This window comes from Streptomyces termitum (assembly GCF_014650175.1).
In the GTDB taxonomy this organism is placed as follows: domain Bacteria; phylum Actinomycetota; class Actinomycetes; order Streptomycetales; family Streptomycetaceae; genus Streptomyces; species Streptomyces termitum.
On record NZ_BMUL01000015.1, the window covers coordinates 116,795 to 135,959 of the forward strand.

A 19,165-nucleotide genomic window follows, 5' to 3' on the forward strand; every position below is an offset into this window, starting at 1 on the left:
CGCCGGCACCGGAGCCCCCGGCTCCGGGAGCCCGCGGCGGGGCCGGCGGTTCCGGTGGGGCCCGAAGGGGCCGCCGGGGCGCCCGGGACCGCCTCCGGGCGGGCACCGCCCGCCCCACGTCCACCAGGTCACTTGACGCAAAACACCCTGACTGGGTTGCATACGGTCTGTGATCAAGCACCGGGCTCGTGCCACACTCTGCTGTGCTGCCCCCATGACTTTCCGGCCTTTTGGAGCCGCGCCGTGGACCCGGTGATCATCGTGGGCGCGGGGCCTGTCGGCCTCGCGCTCTCCCTCGCGCTCGCCGCGCAGGGCGTGCCCAGCGTCGTCCTCGACGAGACCTCCGGCAAGGAGGAGCCGCGCCCGGCGCGGAGCGTCGTGCTGCGCGCCGACATGGCCGCGCTGGTCGAGCGGCTGGGCTGTGCCACCGTCCGCGACGAGGGGCTGCGCTGGGTCGGCTGGCGCGGCACCCGGGGCCGGCGGCCCACCCGCCAGGTCGCCTTCGGCCTGGGGCTCGGCGGCACCGAGGAGTGGTCCGAGGACCCGGCGGAGCCCGCCGTCCCGGCCGCTCCGCTGCACATTCCGCAGCACGCCCTGGCGCGCGGGCTGCGCGACGCCATCGCCCGCGAACCGCTCGTCCGGCTGGTCACGGACGCCCGCCTCGACACCGTCGAGCAGGATCGCACCGGCGTCACCGCGCACACCCGCGGCCCGGCCGGCACCTGGTGGCGGGGCAGCCACCTGGTCGGCTGCGACGGCGCCCGCTCGACCGTGCGCAAGCTGCTCGGCGTCCGCTTCCCGGGCCGCACGGCCGTCGAGCGGCACGCGGTCGCCGCGCTGCGCACCGAACTCCCCTGGCCCGGCGAGTCCCTGCTGCACCGCCAGCCGCCGTGGCGCGGGGTCGGCGAGGAGGTCACCGCCCGGCCGCTGCCCGACGGGGTGTGGCGGATCGACTGGCTGCTGCCGCCGCGCGGCGACCTGGTCACCCCGGACGCGCTGGTGACCCGGATCCGCGAGACGCTGGCCGGCTGGTGCGAGGGCACCACTCCCCCGTACGAGCTCCTCGACACCGGCGTCCACACCCTGCACCACCGGCTCGCCCGCCGCTGGCGCGTGGAGCGGGTGCTGCTCGCCGGGGAGGCGGCCCACCTGCTCGGCGCGGTCGGCACCCAGGGCCTCGACGAGGGGCTGCGGGACGTCGACAACCTCTCCTGGAAGCTCGGCCTGGTCTGGCACCGGGCCGCCCCCGACACACTGCTCGACAGCTACCAGAGCGAGCGCCGGACGGCCGTCGCCGCCCGGCTGCGCGCCGCCGACCAGGCGCTTCCGGTGCTGCGGGGCGGCGGGGGGCTGCGCACCTACCTGCCGGGCGTGACGCGCGCCCACGACGCGCTGCTGGCCGACGGGCACCTGGGCCGGGGCCCGCTGGGCGCCTCGCCCGCCCATCCGCACTCGCCGCTGGCGGCGCCCTTCACCGAGGGGATGATCCCGGTGGGCACGCCGCTGGGCGCCCCCGTCGAGGACGTCCGGGTGACGGCCCCCGACGACACGACGGTACGGCTCCGGGACCGGCTCGGGCAGGCCCGGTTCCTGGTGCTCCTGGTCGCCCCCGGCACCGGGGTCTGGGAGCGCCGCCACTGGCGGACGGCCGGTCTGATGCCCCGCCTGGAGGAGGCCGTGGAGGCCCTGCCGGTGGCCTCGGAGGTGCTGGTCACCGACGCCTACCCGGGCGCCCCCGCCCACGCCGTCCTGCTGGTACGGCCGGACGGCCACCTGGTCGCCGCCTTCGCCGGGGTACGGCCCGAGGAGCTCCACGCGGCGGCGGACGCCGCCCGCGGCAGCGCCCCGGCCGAGGACGGCGCCGAGGATTCCGACGGGGACTCCGGCGGGGACTCCGGCGGGGACGAGGACAAGACCCAGGGCAAGGCCGAGAGCAAGGACAAGCGCGAGGCGAAGGCACGGAAGCGGGAGAAGAAGGAGCAGGGGCAGGAGCGGGAGCAGGGGGACGCGCGCGGGGGCGAGGAGGGCCGCCGGGCCCGCGAGGCGGGACATGAGCGGCCCGTCCCGGCCGAGGTCCCGGCCCCGGCCGAGGCGGTCGCGGGGCACGACCGGACCGCGGACGTGCATTGATTCGCGCGGGCGCGCGTGGTGTACTCCGAAGCGTGACCGACACCGATGTGCGCCTGTGGCGGAGGGTCCATATGGACCTGATCCGCTATGCGGGCTGCGTGTGTCGCCCGTCCCGCTGAACTCGCTCCCCTTTCCCCCGCGCGCCCCTCCCGGTCCCGGACGTCCGTCCGGCACGCCTGCGGTGCCCCCTTTCCGGGCCCTCCGCCGGTCTCGTTCCCCGGGGCGCGCGTCCCGGCGATTCCAGGACGGTCCCCGTGCCCGCGTCTTCTGTCGTTCCCTCGTCCGCGTCATCCCTTTCCCCCTCCCCCGTTCCTTCCTCCGCCGTCCCCGTCCCCGCCCCCGTGCCCTCCGCCGCCGTGCCCTCCGCCGCCGGCTCCCGGCCGGCCTCCGGGCCGCCGACGGCGGCCGAGCTGCTCGACTTCGTCCGGCGCACCGCCGCCGACCGTGCCCTCGTCGACTCCCTGCCGCTGGATCCGGAGGGCCGCACCTGGGTGCGGCTCGACGGTCCCGGCGGCAGTGAGGCGTGGCTGATCGGCTGGCCGCCCGGCACGGGCACCGGCTGGCACGACCACGCCGACTCCTTCGGCGCCTTCGCCACCGCGCGCGGCGACCTGACCGAGCACGCGCTCGCCGTCCGCCTCCCGGCGGGCGGCTGGAAGACCCTGGAGCTGGCCGACGGCCTCGACCGCTCCCGGCGGCTCGGCGCGGGCGACGGCCGCGCCTTCGGCCGGGACCATGTCCACGAGGTACTGAACCCCTCCCCGGACACCCACGCGGTGTCGGTGCACGCCTACTACCCGCCGCTCCCGCTGATCCGGCGCTTCAGCCGGACCGGCCCGGTGCTCCGCCTGGAGCAGGTCGAGCGCCCGGAGGACTGGCAGTGAGCGGCGAGCGCGTCGGCATCGACGACCTCCTGGAACGGGTCCGCTCCGGTCTCGACCGGGTCGACGCCCGGACGGCGTACGAGGAGTACCGGGCGGGCGGCACGCTCCTGGTCGACACCCGGTACGCGGCCCTGCGCGAGCGGGACGGGCTGGTCCCGGGCGCGCTGGTCGTGGAGCGGAACGAGCTGGAGTGGCGGCTCGATCCGCTGGGCAGCCACCGGGCCCCGCAGGCGACCGGCCACGACCTGCGGGTGGTGGTGTTCTGCGACGAGGGGTACGCCTCCTCGCTGGCGGCGGAGTCCCTGCGGCGGCTGGGACTGCACCGCGCGACGGACCTGATCGGCGGGTTCCAGGCGTGGAAGGCGGCGGGCCTCCCCGTCCTGGTCCCCACCAGGAGCGCGCCGCACCGCCGCGCCCCCTCCCGCCGGCACCTGGCCTGACCGGCACGGGCCGTCCGGCCGGCCCGCGGCGTCAGACCGGCGGGGTCGCCGGCCCGGCGGTTCCCCGACGGCCCGGGGCGGTGCTCAGTAGCCCTCCTCCAGGCCGTCGGTGGACTCGCCCTCCTCCTCCAGGGCCCGGCGGACGACTCTCAGCGCCATGCCCTCCGGGTATCCCTTGCGGGCGAGCATGCCGGCGAGGCGTCTGAGCCTGCGGTTGCGGTCGAGGCCGCGGGTGGAGCGGAGCTTGCGCTCGACCAGTTCGCGGGCGGTGGCCTCCTCCCGCTCGGAGTCGAGCTGCCCGACGGCCTCCTGGACGAGGCCGGGGTCGACGCCCTTGGTGCGCAGCTCGCGGGCGAGGGCCCGGCGGGCGAGGCCCCGCCCGTGGTGCCGGGACTCCACCCAGGCGCCCGCGAAGGCGGCGTCGTCGATGAGGCCGACGTCCTCGAAGCGGGCGAGGACCTCCTCGGCGACGTCGTCGGGGATCTCCCGCTTGCGCAGGGCGTCGGCCAGCTGCTTGCGCGTGCGGGGGGTTCCGGTGAGCAGGCGCAGGCAGATCGCCCGCGCCCGCTCGGCCGGATCCTGGGGTGACGGCTCCTTCCCGGCCCTCGACGGGTCGGAGCCGTCACCCGGCCATGCGGCGCGACGGGTCACCGTGTCAGCTCTTGGCCGCGGTGGCCCTGGTCGCCTTGGCGGTCTTGGCCGCCGTGGCGGGGGCGGCCTTCGCGTCGTCCGCGCCGGCCGCGTCCGCCGGGGCCTCCGCGTCGGTGCCCGGCTCGGCCTTCGCGGCCTCGGGGCGGACGCCGACGCCCAGCTTCTCCTTGATCTTCCGCTCGATCTCGTTGGCGAGGTCGGGGTTGTCCTTGAGGAAGTTGCGGGCGTTCTCCTTGCCCTGGCCGAGCTGGTCGCCCTCGTACGTGTACCAGGCACCGGCCTTGCGAACGAAGCCGTGCTCCACGCCCATGTCGATCAGGCCGCCCTCGCGGCTGATCCCCTGGCCGTAGAGGATGTCGAACTCGGCCTGCTTGAACGGCGGCGCGACCTTGTTCTTCACGACCTTGCAGCGGGTGCGGTTGCCGACCGCCTCGGTGCCGTCCTTGAGGGTCTCGATGCGGCGGATGTCGATGCGCACCGAGGCGTAGAACTTGAGCGCGCGGCCACCGGTCGTGGTCTCCGGCGAGCCGAACATCACGCCGATCTTCTCGCGGAGCTGGTTGATGAAGATCGCGGTGGTCTTGGACTGGTTGAGGGCGCTGGTGATCTTCCGGAGGGCCTGGCTCATCAGACGGGCCTGGAGACCCACGTGGGAGTCGCCCATCTCGCCCTCGATCTCCGCGCGCGGGACGAGCGCGGCGACGGAGTCGATGACGATGAGGTCGAGGGCGCCGGAGCGGACCAGCATGTCGACGATCTCAAGGGCCTGCTCGCCGTTGTCCGGCTGGGACAGGATGAGGTTGTCGATGTCGACGCCCAGCTTGCGGGCGTACTCGGGGTCGAGGGCGTGCTCGGCGTCGACGAAGGCGACCTGGCCGCCGGCCTTCTGCGCGTTGGCCACGGCGTGCAGGGTCAGGGTCGTCTTGCCGGAGGACTCCGGGCCGTAGATCTCCACGACACGGCCGCGCGGCAGGCCGCCGACGCCCAGGGCGACGTCGAGGGCGGTCGATCCGGTGGGGATCACCTCGATCGGCTCCTGGGTACGGTCGCCCATGCGCATCACGGCGCCCTTGCCGAATTGGCGTTCAATCTGTGCGAGCGCGGCGTCGAGCGCCTTCTCGCGGTCGGTTCCTGCCATGGGTTCCACCCGGGGTGTCTGAGTCGATCGCTTCATGTGAAAGACGCTAACCCCTGCCACTGACAACGGGCCCTCGCGTCTCTCCGACCTGTGGACAACTCGCCTCGCTGCCCGCGATTCCAGGGGCCGGAACCTTCATGAGAATAGATGTTCGATTTTCATGTCAAGCGCGCCACGCGGACCTGTGGACAACCCCGGCGCACCGCCCTCGACCGGTCCGGAACCGCCCCGGAGCAGGCCCGGAACCCCGTTGGTACGGTCGCCGGATGGGAGACCAGGGAGAGCACCGGGCGGAGAACCGGCCGGAGACCCCGGGGGGCGGCTGGGACGCGGGGGCCGTTCGCGCCCGTCTCCGCGAGCTGGCCGCGCACGACCCCGACCTGCGGCGCTTCGGGGCCGGCACGCACCGCTACGCGCTGTCCCGCCCGCTGCCGGAGCGCGAGATCCGGGCCTTCGAGGAGGCCCACGGCGTCGCGCTGCCCGGGGAGTACCGCTCCTTCGTCGCGGCGGTGGGCGACGGCCCGGCCGGACCGGCCCACGGGCTGCTGCCGCTGACCGTCCCCCGCCCGGAGGCGGACGACGCGTGGGCCGTGGACGACGAGTGGCGGGAGGACCGGCGGCCCGGCCGCCTCGCGGAGCCGTTCCCCCTCGCCGCTCCCCGGCCCGGCCGCCTCGGGACGGCGGAGACCGAGGCGCTGACGCGGGGCACGCTCGCCCTGGCCGAGCAGGGCTGCGGCGTGTTCTCCCGGCTGGTCCTGAACGGTCCCCACGCCGGTGAGGTCTGGGACCTCGACCCGGACTGGGGCGGCTTCACGCCGACCGGCACCGACTTCCGCGCCTGGTACACCACGTGGCTGACGGGCCCGTAAGCCCTGCCTCCGCCCCCGCCCTCCTGCCCCTCCTGCCCGCCCCTGCCCCGCCCTTCCTGCCTGTCCCGGCCTCCGCCCCCGCTCTCCCGGCCGGCGACCGCTTCGCGCACCGGCGACCGGTCCTCGGGACCCGTGGTCCGGCCGCCCGCGCCCGGGAAGGGGCACCCGCGTTCAGGGGGCAGGTGTCAGGGCCTCGGCCGCTCGGCGGGGTCGGCCGCTCAGTCCTCCAGGGTCCCGTTCCGGTGGTCCTCGTCGGCGCGGGACAGGGCGTCGCCGATCAGGCGGGTGGCGAAGTCGCGGTCGCCCGCGATGCGGTTGATGTGCTCGGCGAGCAGCAGGGCCGTGGCCTCCAGGGCGGTCATCTCCTCCGTCGTCCAGTCCCCGTACTGGCGGCGCCAGAGGCTGGGGCTCAGGCCGGTGCCCGCCGCGATCGCCATCCCGGCCATGGTCGGGATGGCCTCGGGGCTGACCGTCCTGGGCATCATGCGCAGGGTGGTGACCAGGCTGGGGACGACGTACTCGATGACGTCCCGGTCGTGCTCCTCGTGGGCCCTGCGCAGCCAGTTCATGAACATGTAGACGAGGGTGCAGGTGCCGTCCAGCAGGTCGTGGACCCCTTGGAGGTCGAGGGACGCGGCGAGCTGGTCGATCAGTCTCTGCTCCTCCGGGTCGGTCCCTGCCTTGCCGTCGTGGACGGCCTTGAGACGGGAATCGATCACCATGAGAGCCCCGTCCACGTCACCGACGGGGGCGTGGCGGGGGTCGCAGGACGATGGCACTGTTCCTCCTCGTGTCGCCCGCGTCGGCGCGGGCAGTCCGTACGCTAGGAGGCTCATCGGACGGGTTCCCGCCGATCGCGGAAACACCCTTCTGACGGCTGAACCGGGACACGGCTCGTTGACCCCGGCCCCCTCCCGAGCAGCGCTTCCGCCGGCCGGGCCCCGCCGGTCAGCGCTCCTCCGGAACGGGCCGCTCCTCGCCCGGTCCCTCGGCCGTCCCCGCCGCCTCGACCGCCTTCTCCTCCGGTTCCCCCGGGCCGTCCTTCTTGTGCTGGAGGGCCTTCTGGAGCCGGGCCAGGACCGCTTCGCCGTAGCGGCGGTGGCCGTGCACCCGGGGGTCGTCAGTGACGTCGTACCTCTTCACGTACGCCCCGAGGAACGCCTGGAGGGTGGCGACGGCCGGAATGGCGATCAGCGCGCCGACGGCGCCGAGAAGGGCGGTGCCCGCGATGACCGAGCCGAAGGCCACCGCCGGGTGGATGTCCACCGTCTTGGAGGTCAGCTTGGGCTGGAGGACGTAGTTCTCGAACTGCTGGTAGACCACGACGAAGCCGAGCACCCACAGCGCGTACCAGGGGTTCACCGTGAAGGCGATCAGCATCGGCAGGGCGCCGGCCAGGTAGGTGCCGATGGTGGGGATGAACTGCGAGACCAGGCCGACCCAGACACCGAGCGCGGGCGCGTAGGGCACGCCGAGGATCTCGAGGAGCACGAAGTGGGCGATGCCGGAGATCAGCGCCATCAGGCCGCGCGAGTAGAGGTAGCCGCCGGTCTTGTCCACCGCGATCTCCCAGGCGCGCAGCACCTCGGCCTGCCGGGCGGGCGGCAGGACGGAGCAGAGCGAGCGGCGCAGCCGGGGCCCGTCGGCGGCGAAGTAGAAGGCGAAGAGGAAGATCGTCAGCAGTCTGAAGAGGCCGCCGAGGAGGGTCGCGGAGACGTCGAGGACGCCGCTGGCGCTGTTCTGGACGTACTTCTGCAGCCAGTCCGACTTGAGGAGGCTGTCCTGCACCTCGACCCGGGAGAGGTCGGTGTGAAAGGTCTGGTTGCTCCAGTTGATGAGCGAGTCGAGGTACTGGGGGAAGTTGCCGACCATGTCGACGATCTGGCCCGCGAGCATCGAGCCGAGCAGGACGACGAAGCCGATGCCGGCGATCAGGACGCCGAAGAAGACCAGGAAGGTGGCGAGTCCCCGCCGCATGCCGCGCGCGGCCATGCGGCCGACGGCCGGCTCGATGGCGAGTGCCAGGAAGAACGCGAGGAGGATGTTGACGAGCAGGCCGACGAGCTGGTGGAAGGCCCAGTCGCCGAGTTGGAAGCAGGCGTAGAGGGCGAGGGCCAGGACCATCGCGCGGGGCAGCCAGCGGGGCATGCGCGCCCCGGAGGCGCGGGCGGGGCCGAGGACTCCGGCGGGAGGTCCGTCTCCGGGGCCGGTGGCGAGCGCGCCGGGCGACGCGGGCGCGCCGTCCCCGTCGCTCCGGGCGTCGCCGGTCGTCGTCAGCGGCTTCTGGGCGGTCATCTCGGTGTCGTCTGTCGGGGCCACCCCGCCAGTCTCGCGCACCCGGCGGACATTCCCGCCAGGGTGGTCGCCGATCGTCCCGGGCCGCCCGTCCGGAGGCTTCCCGGGGCGGGGCGGTCCTCCGTGGTTCAGCGCTTGTCGGCCGGGACGTCCATGGCCGAGCAGACCGCCCGCCACACGTCCTTCGCCTCCCAGCCTGCGTCCAGCGCCTCGTGGACGGTCCGGCCGCCGAGGTCGGACAGGACGTGGTCGCGCGCGAAGGAGTCGGCGTAGGAGCCGCCGAAGTGGTCGGCCATCCGTTCCCAGAAAATCGTCAACCGCATGACACCAGTATCCCGCTCCCAAGAGTGCAGCCCGTCCGCCGGGGCTTGTCACCGCGCCGTTCCGCCCTACCGTCGGATGCATGGCCGAAAAACCCCTCTCCGCCCCGTCCTCCGTCCCGCCGGCCCCCGGATCTCCGCTGGCGCGCGCCGAACGGTTCGTCTGGCTGACGGCCCGCGTCCTCGAACAGCGCCGGTTCGCCTACCACTTCCGGCGCGGCGGCGCGGACCAGGTCGAGGCGGCCCTGTCGGCGTACCTCAACGAGGACGGCGGTTACGGCCACGCGCTGGAACCCGATCTGCGCGGCCCGGTCAGCCAGCCGCTGCACACCGCGCACGCGCTGCGCGTGCTGGACTCGATCGGCCGGTGCGGCGGGCCGCGGGTGGAGCGGATCTGCCGCTATCTGACGGCGGTCTCCACCCACGAGGGGGCGCTGCCCGCGGTCCATCCGTCGCAACGCGGCTACCCGGCGGCCCCGTTCGTGCCGGTGCTCGACGATCCCCCCGGGGAGCTGCTGTCGACCGGGCCGGTGGTCGGCGCGCTCCACCGCAACCAGGTCTGGCACGCCTGGCTGTTCCGGGCGACCGAGTTCTGCTGGACGGCGGTGGAGTCGCTGGAGAAGTCGCATCCGTACGAGGTGCTGGCCGCGGTCGCCTTCCTCGACTCGGCCCCGGACCGGTCCCGCGCGCGGGCGGCGGCCGACCGGCTCGGGCGGCTGGTCCGCGCGCAGGGCCTCGCCGTGCTGGACCCGGACCGGCCGGAGGACTTCCCGGTGTCCGAGGGGTACGCGCCCGGCGAGCACCACTTTCCGCACGACTACGCGCGCGTGCCGGACTCGCTCGCCCGCGACTGGTTCACCGACGAGGAGCTGGGGCGCTCGCTGGACTTCCTCGCGGCGGAGCAGGCCGAGGACGGCGGCTGGCCGATCCGGTGGCGGGCCTGGGCACCGGGTTCCGCCCTGGAGTGGCGTCCGGTCGTCACGATCGAGGCCCTGCGGACGCTGCGCGCGTACGGCCGCCCGCTGGACGGCTGAGCCGACCGGGGACCGGTGAGAGGCGGGCGGGCGCGCGTGGCCGCCGTCCCAGGCCGTACGGGTCGTCGGGCCCCGGCCGACGGGTACGCGCGCGCGTGGTCGCGGCATCCGGTCCGGCAGTGCCTTGAGCACGTACGGAAGGCGGGTACGCGCGCGTGGTCGCGGCTTTCAGCCGCCGAGGGCCCGTACGCCGGCCGTGACGGCGACGGCGGCCCCGACGACGACCAGGAAGGGGGCGCGCAGGACGAGCGCGAGCGCGGCGGCGGCGAGCCCGGCGGCGCGGGCGTCGAAGGCGAGCGCGGAGCCCGTGCCGAAGGTCTGCTGGGCGGTGAGCGCCGCGAGCAGGGCGACGGGGAGGAGCGCGGCGAGCCGCTGGACGAGCGGGCGCTCCAGGGCCTCGGCCGGCACGAGCAGCCCGATCAGTTTGACCAGGTAGCAGCCGGCGACGGTGAGGCCGATCGCGATCCAGACCTGGGTGCCGTTCACCGGTCCCCCTCCTCGGTGCGGTTCTTCGTACGGTTCCCCGCGCGGTTCTCCGTGCCGCCCTCCCGCTGGGCGCGCCGGCCCCGGAACCAGAGGACGGCGGGCGCGGCGAGCGCCGCGACCAGGACGGGCACCCCGGCCGGGAGCACCGGCAGCAGGCCCAGGCCGAGGATGACGGCGATCCCGGCGGTGGCCCGTTCGGTCGCGGTCTTCAGCATGGGGGCGAGGAGCGCGAGGAAGACGGCGGGCCCGGCGGCGTCCAGGCCCCAGGCGGCGGTGTCGCCGATGGCCTCGGCGCCGAGCGCGCCCAGCAGGGTGGTGAGGTTCCACAGGACGTAGAGCGAGAGCCCGGTGACGGTGAAGCCGAGCCGGGCGGACCTGCGGTCGGGCTGGGCGAGGGCCACGGCGGTGGTCTCGTCGATGACCCACTGGGCGGCGAACGGCCGGACGGGCTTCGGCAGCGAGAGCAGCTGGGAGAGGCGCAGCCCGTAGAAGGCGTTGCGGGTGCCGAGGAAGAAGGCCCCGGCGGCGGCCGTGAACGGGTTCCCGCCGCCCGCGAGCGCGCCGACGAGGGCGAACTGCGAGGCGCCGGTGAAGACGAGGAGGCTGAGGGCGCAGGTCTGCAGGAGGGTGAGCCCGGCGCCCGCCGAGGTCACCCCGAAGGCGAAGCCGGAGAGGCCGACGGCGACGCCGACGCCGAGCGCGTCCCGGACGACGGCGGAGTCGGGCTTGCCGGGGCCTGCGGGGCCTCCCGCGCGCGGGGAGTCGTCACGTATGCCGCCCGTGACGCGGGGTGCTGTCTGTTCTGCCACGTCAGGGACGTTACGGGGTGCCCGGTCCCAGGTCTTGTACGTTCTTGCGGGCCTGGCCCCGGGCCCGCTGGTAGGCGCCGGGCGGGACACCGACGCTCCGCGTGAAGTGGCGGTTCAGGTGCGGCTGGTCGGTGAAGCCGACGGCGACCGCCGCGTCGGCCGGCGGGGTCCCCGCGTCCAGGAGCCGCCGGGCCCGCCGCACGCGCGCGTCGGTGAGCCAGGTGTGCGGGGGCATGCCGTACGCGGCGCGGAAGGCCCGCAGCAGGGCGAAGGGGCTGGTGCCGAGGTCGGCGGCGAGCCGCTCCAGGGTCGGCGGGTCGGCCATCCGCTCCTCCAGGACCGCACGCGCGCGTGCCGCGTCCCGGGCACCGGCCGCGCGGGGCGCGAGCGGCCGGACCCGGCCGCCGTGGCTGCGCAGCAGGCGGGCGGTGACCAGGCGGAGCAGGCTGTCGGCGGCGAGCGCGTTGCCCTCCTCGGCCGCCCGGTGGATCCCGACGACGAGCCGGGCCGCGTACGGGTCGTCGACGACGGGCTGGACGAAACCGGCCGGGCCCCGCAGGTCGAGCACGTCGGCGGCGATGGAGCGGACGAGTTCCGCGTCGGGGTAGATCGTGCGGTAGGTCCAGCCCTCGGGGACGGCCGCGTACCCGGTGTGCGGGGTGTCGGGGTTCACCAGGGCGATCTGTCCGGGGCCGGCGCGGACCAGGTCGTCGCCGTGGTGGAAGGCCTCGACGCCGTCGGTGACGGCGGCGAAGACGAAGCTCTCGTGGGTGTGCCGGGAGAAGGACTTCCGGATGTAGTGGGCGTGCAGGAGGTCGACCCCCGGCAGGTCGGCGTACTGCCAGTACCGTGCCCGCTCGCCCCTCTCCATGGGTCCATTCTGCGCCCCCTCCGCACCCCCGACGAACCGGACCGCACCGCTCCGGAAATCGGGTGGGGCCGGATCTCCGCAGGTCCGGGCGGTTGTCGGTGGCGGGGTGCACGATGGGGAGCATGGTCACGTCCGCGCTCGACGCCTTCTCCCCGGCCACCCGAGGGTGGTTCACCGGGGCCTTCCCCGCGCCCACGGCCGCCCAGGAGGGCGCCTGGCGGGCCATCGGCGCGGGCTCGGACGTCCTCGTCGTGGCGCCGACCGGCTCCGGCAAGACCCTGGCCGCCTTCCTCGCCTCCCTGGACGAGCTGGCCTCGTCCCCGGTGCCCGCCGAACCGGTCAGGCGCTGCCGGGTGCTCTACGTCTCCCCGCTGAAGGCCCTCGCCGTCGACGTGGAGCGCAACCTCCGCTCGCCGCTGACCGGCATCCGCCAGGAGGCGGTCCGGCTGGGGCTGCCCGAGCCGGACATCCGGGTCGGCATCCGCTCCGGCGACACCCCGGCCGCCGAGCGGCGCGCGCTGGCCACCCGCCCGCCGGACATCCTGATCACCACCCCCGAGTCGCTGTTCCTGATGCTGACGTCCGCCGCCCGGGAGTCCCTGTCCGGGGTGGAGACGGTCATCCTGGACGAGGTGCACGCGGTCGCGGGCACCAAGCGCGGCGCCCACCTGGCGCTCACCCTGGAGCGGCTCGACGAGCTGCTGCCGCGCCCCGCGCGCCGGATCGGCCTGTCGGCCACGGTCCGCCCGGTCGAGGAGGTCGCCCGCTTCCTCTCGCCCTCCCGCGCGGTGGAGATCGTGCGGCCACCGTCGGGCAAGGAGTTCGACCTGTCGGTGGTCGTGCCCGTGGAGGACATGGGCGAGCTGGGCGGCTCCCCCGCCTCGGAGGGCCGGGAGGGCGGCGACCGGCCGTCGATCTGGCCGCACGTGGAGGAGCGGATCGCGGACCTCGTGCAGGCACACCGCTCCACGATCGTCTTCGCCAACTCCCGGCGGCTGGCCGAGCGGCTCTGCAACCGGCTGAACGAGATCGCCTACGAGCGGGCGACCGGCGAGCCCGCCCCCGAGGGGGCGCCGCCCGCCGAGGTGATGGCCCAGTCCGGGGCGGCGAAGGGCGTGCCGCCGCTGCTCGCCCGCGCCCACCACGGCTCGGTCTCCAAGGAGCAGCGGGCCCGGGTCGAGGAGGACCTGAAGGCGGGCCGGCTGCCCGCCGTGGTCGCCACCTCCAGCCTGGAGCTGGGCATCGACATGGGCGCGGTGGACCTGGTGGTGCAGGTGGAGTCGCCGCCGTCGGTGGCCTCCGGCCTCCAGCGGGTGGGGCGCGCCGGGCACCAGGTCGGGGCGGTGTCCACGGGCGTGGTGTTCCCGAAGTACCGGGGCGACCTGGTGCAGGCGGCGGTGGTCACCGAGCGGATGCGGGCGGGCGCGATCGAGTCGCTGCGGATCCCGGCCAATCCGCTGGACGTGCTGGCCCAGCAACTGGTCGCCATGGTCGCGCTGGACACCTGGCAGGTGGACGACCTGCTGGCGCTGGTGCGCCGGGCGGCGCCGTTCGCGGCGCTCCCGGAGTCGGCCTTCACCGGCGTCCTCGACATGCTCGCCGGGCGCTACCCCTCGGACGCCTTCGCCGAGCTGCGCCCGCGCGTGGTGTGGGACCGGGTGGCGGGCACGGTCACCGGCCGCCCCGGCGCGCAGCGGCTCGCGGTGACGTCCGGCGGCACCATCCCGGACCGGGGCCTGTTCGGGGTGTTCCTGGCGGGCGCGGACCCGAAGAAGGGCGGGGGCCGGGTCGGCGAACTGGACGAGGAGATGGTGTACGAGTCCCGGGTCGGCGACGTCTTCACGCTGGGCACGACCTCCTGGCGGATCGAGGACATCACCCGGGACCGGGTGCTGGTGTCGCCCGCGCCGGGGGCGCCGGGGCGGCTGCCGTTCTGGAAGGGCGACCAGCTGGGCCGCCCGCTCGAACTGGGCCGCGCGGTGGGCGCCTTCCTGCGCGAGCTGGGTGCCCTGGGCGACCGGGACGCGCGGGCGCGGCTGCGCGCGGCGGGCCTGGACGCCTGGGCGGCGGACAACGTGCTGGCGTACCTGCGGGAGCAGCGCGAGGCGTGCGGGCACGTGCCGGACGACCGCACGATCCTGGTGGAGCGGTTCCGGGACGAACTGGGCGACTGGCGGGTGGTCGTGCACTCCCCCTTCGGGGCGCAGGTGCACGCGCCGTGGGCGCTGGCCCTCGGCGCCCGGCTGGCCGAGCGGTACGGCATGGACGCGCAGGTCATGCACGCGGACGACGGCATCGTGCTGCGGCTGCCGGACGCCGACCTGGTGGGCTTCGGCATGGAGCTGGACCTGCTCGACGGGGACCCGGCCGGCCGGAGCCTCCCGCCCGGCCCGGGACACGACGCCGACGAGCCGCCGGTCGGCGCGGCGGACACGGTCTTCGACCGGGACGAGGTCCAGGGGGTCGTCACCGCCCAGGTGGGCGGCTCCGCGCTGTTCGCCTCCCGGTTCCGCGAGTGCGCGGCCCGCGCCCTGCTGCTGCCGAAGCGGAACCCCGGCAAGCGCACCCCGCTGTGGCAGCAGCGCCAGCGGGCTTCCCAGCTGCTCCAGGTGGCGAGCGAGTTCGGCTCCTTCCCGATCGTCCTGGAGGCGGTCCGCGAGTGCCTCCAGGATGTCTTCGACGTCCCCGGCCTGACCGAGCTGATGGGCGACATCGAGGCCCGCCGGGTCCGTCTGGTCGAGGTCACCACCCCCGAGCCCTCGCCCTTCGCCCGCTCCCTGCTCTTCGGCTACGTGGCGCAGTTCCTGTACGAGGGCGACTCCCCGCTCGCCGAGCGGCGGGCGGCCGCCCTCTCCCTGGACTCGCGGCTCCTCGCCGAACTGCTCGGCCGGGCGGAGCTGCGCGAGCTGCTCGACCCGGAGGTGCTGGCGGAGCTGGAGCGGGAGCTCCGGTGGCTGACCCCGGACCGGCGGATCAAGGACGTGGAGGGCGTCGCGGACCTGCTGCGGGTCCTCGGCCCGCTGACCGGCCCGGAGCTGGCGGAGCGGGGCGCGCAGGAGGACTGGGCGCCGGAGCTGGTCCGGTCCCGGCGCGCGATCGCGGTGCGGATCGCGGGCACCGAGCACTGGGCGGCGGTCGAGGACGCGGGGCGGCTGCGGGACGCGCTGGGCACGGCGCTGCCGGTCGGGGTGCCGGAGGCGTTCACGGAGCCGGTGAAGGACCCGCTCGGCGACCTCCTCGCCCGGTACGCGCGCACGCACGGCCCGTTCACCTCCTCCCGGGCCGCCGCCCGCTTCGGGCTCGGGACCGCCGTCACCGACGGCGCGCTCCAGCGCCTCGCGGCGGCCGGCCGGATCGTCCAGGGCGAGTTCCATCCCTCGGGCATCGGTCAGGAGTGGTGCGACGCCACGGTGCTGCGTCGGCTGCGCCGCCGCTCCCTGGCGGCGCTGCGGCACGAGCTGGAGCCGGTGCCCCCGGCGGCGCTGGCCACCTTCCTGCCCCAGTGGCAGCACCTCGGTGGCGGACTGCGCGGGATCGACGGCCTGGCGCGGGCGATCGAGCAGTTCCAGGGCGCGCCGGTGCCGGCGTCGGCCCTGGAGAAGCTGGTGCTGCCGTCCCGGGTCCGGGACTACTCCCCGGCGATGCTGGACGAGCTGACCACCACCGGGGAGGTCGTCTGGGCCGGGGCGGGCGCGCTGCCCGGCAAGGACGGCCGGATCGCGCTGTACCTCGCGGACGCGGCCCCGCTGCTGCTTCCCGCGCCGCACCCGCTGGAGCTCTCCGCGCTCCACGAGTCGGTCCTGCGGACCCTCTCGGGCGGGTACGGCCTGTTCTTCCGGCAGATCGCGGACCAGGTCCGCGCCACCACCCATCCGGACGCCACCGATCCGGAGCTCGCCGACGCCCTGTGGGAGCTGGCCTGGTCGGGCCGGCTCACCAACGACACCCTGGCGCCGCTGCGCTCCCTGCTGGGGTCGGGCCGCACCGCGGGGTCCACCGCCCACCGGGCGCGCCGCACGGTGCCGCGCGGCCGGTACGGCACGCTGGGGACGGCCCGCCCGGTCTCCCGCTCGGGGCCGCCGACGGTCTCGGGCCGCTGGTCGCTGCTGCCGCCCGCGGAGCCGGAGCCGACCCACCGGGCGCACGCCCTGGCCCGCACGCTCCTGGACCGGCACGGCGTGGTCACCCGGGGGGCGGTGGCCGCCGAGGGCGTGGAGGGCGGTTTCTCGGCGGTGTACCGGGTCCTGTCCGTCTTCGAGGACAGCGGCCGGGCCCGCCGGGGCTATGTGGTGGAGGGGCTGGGCGCGGCGCAGTTCGCGATGGACGGCGCGGTGGACCGGCTGCGGGCGGCGGCGACCGCCCGGGACCGGGACGCGGGGACGGGCGCGGGCCCGCGTGCGGTGCTCCTGGCCGCCGCCGACCCGGCGAGCGCGTACGGGGCGGCGCTGCCGTGGCCGGAGCCGCCAGCCGGAGCGGGCCACAAGCCGGGCCGCAAGGCGGGCGCCCTGGTGGTACTGGTCGACGGCGAGCTGACGCTCTACGTGGAGCGCGGCGGCAAGTCGGTGCTGTCGTGGGCGGTGGAGCCGGACGACCCGGCCCTGACGGCGGCGGCCGGGGCGCTGGCCGAGGCGGCCCGGGCGGGCGCGCTGGGCACGGTCACGGTGGAGCGGATCAACGGCGCGGCGTCCCTGACCTCCCCGCTGTCCCGCGCCCTGGAGGCGGCGGGCTTCCTCGCCACCCCCCGCGGCCTCCGCCTCAGACCCTGACCCTGACCCGGCCCCGGCCCCGGCCCCGGCCACCAGCGCACCGGCAACCGGCCGGCTCTGACGCGAGGCCCCCGCCCCGGACAGGCCCGGCCACCGGCGACCCACCTCCTGCGGCACGAGGCCCCGCCACTGACCCCAACCCGGCCCGACCCGGCCACCGGCGATCCGCCGGCCCCGGCAGAAGACCCCGCCCCACCCCTGACAGGACCGCCCGCCCCACCCCGGACGGCACCGGACCCCGCGGAAGTCCCCGCGACCCGGCATCATGGCCCCATGCCCGAAGGAGACACCGTCTGGCAGGCCGCGCGGCGGCTGGACGAGGCGCTGGCCGGGCGGGTGCTGACCCGTGCGGACCTGCGGGTGCCCCGGCTCGCGACCGCCGACCTGACCGGCCGCGCGGTCCTGGACGTCACCCCGCGCGGCAAGCACCTGCTGGCGCGGATCGAGGGCGGGCTGACGCTCCACTCGCACCTGCGGATGGACGGCGCCTGGACGGTGTGCCCGACCGGGCGGCGCCCGCGCGGCGGCCCCGAGCACCAGATCCGGGCCGTCCTCGGAAACGCCGAGCGGACCGCGTACGGCTACCGGCTGCCGGTCCTGGAGCTGCTCCGCACCACCGAGGAGGACCGGGTGGTGGGCCACCTCGGACCGGACCCGCTCGGCCCGGACTGGGATCCGGCGGAGGCGGTCCGCCGCCTGCTCGCCGATCCGGCCCGCCCGCTCGGGGAGGCGCTGCTGGACCAGCGCAGCCTCGCCGGGATCGGGAACGTGTACAAGTCGGAGCTGGCCTTCCTGGCGGCCGTGACGCCGTGGCTGCCGGTGGGCGAGCTGGCCCCGGACGTGCCGGCCCGGCTGGCCGCGACCGCGCACCGCCTCCTGGCGGCGAACCGGGACCGGCCCGACCGGCGCACCACGACCTCCGGCCGGCCGGGCACGCCGCTGTACGTGTACGGCCGCGCGGGCCGCCCGTGCCTGCGCTGCGGCACCCCGGTGCGCCGGGCGGAGCTGGGCGAGCGCGTGACCTACTGGTGCCCCGGCTGCCAGCACGGCCCCGACGGCGTTTCCGCGCCGATCGATTGACGGACCGTCAGATCCGGTCGTACGGTCCCGGCATGAGCCTCCCGGCGTACGACCTCACCGGCCGCACCGCGTTCGTGACCGGCGCGGGGAGCGGCATCGGCCGCGCCACCGCCGTCCTGCTGGCCCGCGCGGGCGCCGCCGTGCACGCCGCCGACCTCGACGGCGCGGGCGCGGAGGAGACGGCCGCCCTGATCACCGGCGCGGGCGGCACGGCCCGCGCGCACCGCGTGGACGTGACGGACCGGGCGGCACTCGCGGCGGCCGTGGCGGAGGCCGGACCGCCGCACGTCATGGCGGCGGTCGCCGGGATCATGCACACGAGCACGGTCCTGGAGACCCACGAGGAGGACCTCGACCGGGTCCTCGCGGTGAACTTCAAGGGCGTGCTGTACGCCTGCCAGGAGGCGGCCCGCTCGATGATCGCCGCGGGCGTCCCGGGCTCGATCGTCACCATGGCCTCGGGTGCCATGGACACCGCGAGTCCGGGGCTGCTCTGCTACAGCGCCGCGAAGGCGGCCGTCGTGCAGCTCACCAAGACCCTGGCCGTCGAGGTCGGCCCGTACGGCATCCGGGTGAACGCGGTCGCCCCGGGCTGGATCCGCACGCCCATGACGGCCCGTCACGAGCCGGCGGCCCAGCAGCAGGCCGAGGCCGCGATGGTCCGCCACGCGCCGCTGCGGCGGGTGGGCGAGGCGGACGACGTGGCGCACGCGGTGCTCCATCTCGCCTGCGACGCCTCGTCGTTCACGACGGGCCAGATCCTGCGGCCGAACGGCGGCGTCGCCATGCCCTGGTGAGGCGCGCCCCGGTGAGCCGGGCCGGGCGCGAGGAAGCGGCCACGTGCACCGGCAGCAGGCTCAGCCCCCAGCCTCCCGCGGCCACCGCCCCCTCGACCGGGCCGGTCTCCCCCGGCACCAGCAGCAGGCGCAGCACCGCCCACCACCAGAGCCCCCCGGCCACCAGTCCGACCGCGATCAGCGCGAGCGTCACCAGCGGAACCCGTCGCCGTACCATGGCCGCCTCCTGCGATCGACGCTAGACGGGCAGGATCACTCGGCGGGAGGGCGCACCGGTGTCCGCTCCGGCGCACACCCCGCGCACGATCCCCTGACAGCCCCCGCAGGACCCACCGGCCCCGCCGGTCCCGGCGCCCCTCGCCTCCACGCCCGGCCGCCTAGCCCCGCTCCCCCGGGAACGTCCTCACACACCCCTCGAAGGCGCCGCCCCCGAAGGGCGGACGCGGCGCGACAGGCTTCACGACGGACATGCGGCATCTCCAACCGTTCGTACGTTCCCCCCACCATGGCACGCCCGCCCGGAGTCCGGCATCTCAGACGAAAATCACGCGAAGCACCCGCACGGACACCCACCGAAACGACGGAGCCCCGGCCG

General features: G+C 75.7%; 18 protein-coding genes. 9 read left to right on the forward strand and 9 right to left on the reverse strand.

Features of this window, described 5'->3' with window-relative positions:
• The first annotated feature begins 243 nt into the window (after window positions 1-243).
• The 4 genes from IE219_RS25070 (at window position 244) to IE219_RS25080 (ending at window position 3,454) form a co-directional block, all read left to right on the forward strand.
• Window positions 244-2,130, forward strand: coding sequence for an FAD-dependent monooxygenase (locus tag IE219_RS25070; protein ID WP_229849992.1), 1,887 nt, complete (start codon window positions 244-246; stop codon window positions 2,128-2,130).
• A 47-nt stretch (window positions 2,131-2,177) separates the two neighbouring features.
• Window positions 2,178-2,249, forward strand: a complete 72-nt coding sequence (locus IE219_RS32590) for a putative leader peptide (RefSeq protein ID WP_356730189.1) — start codon at window positions 2,178-2,180, stop codon at window positions 2,247-2,249.
• A gap of 237 nt (window positions 2,250-2,486) precedes the next feature.
• The gene (locus IE219_RS25075; RefSeq protein ID WP_229849993.1) at window positions 2,487-3,014 is read left to right on the forward strand and encodes a cupin domain-containing protein; all 528 of its coding nucleotides are present in this window, start codon (window positions 2,487-2,489) and stop codon (window positions 3,012-3,014) included.
• Window positions 3,011-3,454 (forward strand): rhodanese-like domain-containing protein, encoded by a 444-nt coding sequence (locus IE219_RS25080; RefSeq protein ID WP_189981415.1) that lies wholly within the window; start codon window positions 3,011-3,013, stop codon window positions 3,452-3,454. The genes IE219_RS25075 and IE219_RS25080 overlap by 4 nt, the downstream gene beginning before the upstream one ends.
• A gap of 84 nt (window positions 3,455-3,538) precedes the next feature.
• Here IE219_RS25080 and recX read toward each other — a convergent pair whose 3' ends face one another.
• Both recX and recA read right to left on the reverse strand, forming a co-directional pair.
• Window positions 3,539-4,105, reverse strand: a complete 567-nt coding sequence (recX, locus tag IE219_RS25085) for a recombination regulator RecX (RefSeq protein WP_189981417.1) — start codon at window positions 4,103-4,105, stop codon at window positions 3,539-3,541.
• 4 nt (window positions 4,106-4,109) lie between these two features.
• Window positions 4,110-5,243 carry a recombinase RecA gene (gene recA, locus IE219_RS25090; protein ID WP_189981419.1) on the reverse strand — a complete coding sequence of 378 codons (1,134 nt, stop codon included), beginning with the start codon at window positions 5,241-5,243 and terminating at the stop codon, window positions 4,110-4,112.
• A 266-nt stretch (window positions 5,244-5,509) separates the two neighbouring features.
• On the opposite strand from recA, the gene IE219_RS25095 reads away from it, so the two are divergent.
• A complete protein-coding gene (locus tag IE219_RS25095; RefSeq protein WP_189981421.1) occupies window positions 5,510-6,112 on the forward strand; it encodes an SMI1/KNR4 family protein in 603 nt (200 codons plus the stop codon).
• Window positions 6,113-6,330: 218 nt separating this feature from the next.
• On the opposite strand, the gene IE219_RS25100 is transcribed toward IE219_RS25095, so the two are convergent.
• The 3 genes from IE219_RS25100 to IE219_RS25110 form a co-directional block, all read right to left on the reverse strand.
• On the reverse strand, window positions 6,331-6,891 hold the full coding sequence (locus IE219_RS25100; RefSeq protein WP_189981423.1) for a hypothetical protein: 561 nt from the start codon (window positions 6,889-6,891) through the stop codon (window positions 6,331-6,333).
• A gap of 169 nt (window positions 6,892-7,060) precedes the next feature.
• Entirely contained in the window at window positions 7,061-8,260 is a 1,200-nt protein-coding gene (locus tag IE219_RS25105; protein ID WP_373298882.1) for an AI-2E family transporter, read from the reverse strand.
• Between the two features lie 275 nt (window positions 8,261-8,535).
• A complete protein-coding gene (locus IE219_RS25110; RefSeq protein WP_189981425.1) occupies window positions 8,536-8,730 on the reverse strand; it encodes a DUF3046 domain-containing protein in 195 nt (64 codons plus the stop codon).
• An 80-nt stretch (window positions 8,731-8,810) separates the two neighbouring features.
• Between IE219_RS25110 and IE219_RS25115 the strand changes: the two genes are divergently transcribed.
• On the forward strand, window positions 8,811-9,761 hold the full coding sequence (locus tag IE219_RS25115) for a hypothetical protein (protein WP_189981427.1): 951 nt from the start codon (window positions 8,811-8,813) through the stop codon (window positions 9,759-9,761).
• Window positions 9,762-9,929: 168 nt separating this feature from the next.
• On the opposite strand, the gene IE219_RS25120 is transcribed toward IE219_RS25115, so the two are convergent.
• Genes IE219_RS25120 through IE219_RS25130 form a run of 3 tightly spaced genes read right to left on the reverse strand, consistent with a single transcriptional unit; the run spans window position 9,930 to window position 11,927 of the window.
• Window positions 9,930-10,247: an AzlD domain-containing protein gene (locus IE219_RS25120; RefSeq protein WP_189981429.1), complete on the reverse strand. Its 318-nt coding sequence runs from the start codon at window positions 10,245-10,247 to the stop codon at window positions 9,930-9,932.
• Window positions 10,244-11,056, reverse strand: a complete 813-nt coding sequence (locus tag IE219_RS25125; protein ID WP_373298880.1) for an AzlC family ABC transporter permease — start codon at window positions 11,054-11,056, stop codon at window positions 10,244-10,246. The genes IE219_RS25120 and IE219_RS25125 overlap by 4 nt, the downstream gene beginning before the upstream one ends.
• Before the next feature lie 10 nt (window positions 11,057-11,066).
• Window positions 11,067-11,927, reverse strand: coding sequence for an AraC family transcriptional regulator (locus IE219_RS25130; RefSeq protein WP_189981431.1), 861 nt, complete (start codon window positions 11,925-11,927; stop codon window positions 11,067-11,069).
• A 122-nt stretch (window positions 11,928-12,049) separates the two neighbouring features.
• On the opposite strand from IE219_RS25130, the gene IE219_RS25135 reads away from it, so the two are divergent.
• The 3 genes from IE219_RS25135 to IE219_RS25145 all read left to right on the forward strand — a co-directional run bounded on the left by IE219_RS25135 (window position 12,050) and on the right by IE219_RS25145 (window position 18,570).
• Window positions 12,050-16,693, forward strand: coding sequence for an Lhr family ATP-dependent helicase (locus IE219_RS25135; RefSeq protein WP_189981433.1), 4,644 nt, complete (start codon window positions 12,050-12,052; stop codon window positions 16,691-16,693).
• 273 nt (window positions 16,694-16,966) lie between these two features.
• Complete coding sequence (locus tag IE219_RS25140; RefSeq protein ID WP_189981436.1) at window positions 16,967-17,773, forward strand: Fpg/Nei family DNA glycosylase; 807 nt, start codon at window positions 16,967-16,969, stop codon at window positions 17,771-17,773.
• Between the two features lie 32 nt (window positions 17,774-17,805).
• Window positions 17,806-18,570, forward strand: a complete 765-nt coding sequence (locus IE219_RS25145) for an SDR family NAD(P)-dependent oxidoreductase (RefSeq protein ID WP_189981438.1) — start codon at window positions 17,806-17,808, stop codon at window positions 18,568-18,570.
• On the opposite strand, the gene IE219_RS25150 is transcribed toward IE219_RS25145, so the two are convergent.
• On the reverse strand, window positions 18,518-18,787 hold the full coding sequence (locus IE219_RS25150; protein ID WP_189981440.1) for a hypothetical protein: 270 nt from the start codon (window positions 18,785-18,787) through the stop codon (window positions 18,518-18,520). The genes IE219_RS25145 and IE219_RS25150 overlap by 53 nt on opposite strands.
• Between the last annotated feature and the right edge of the window lie 378 nt (window positions 18,788-19,165).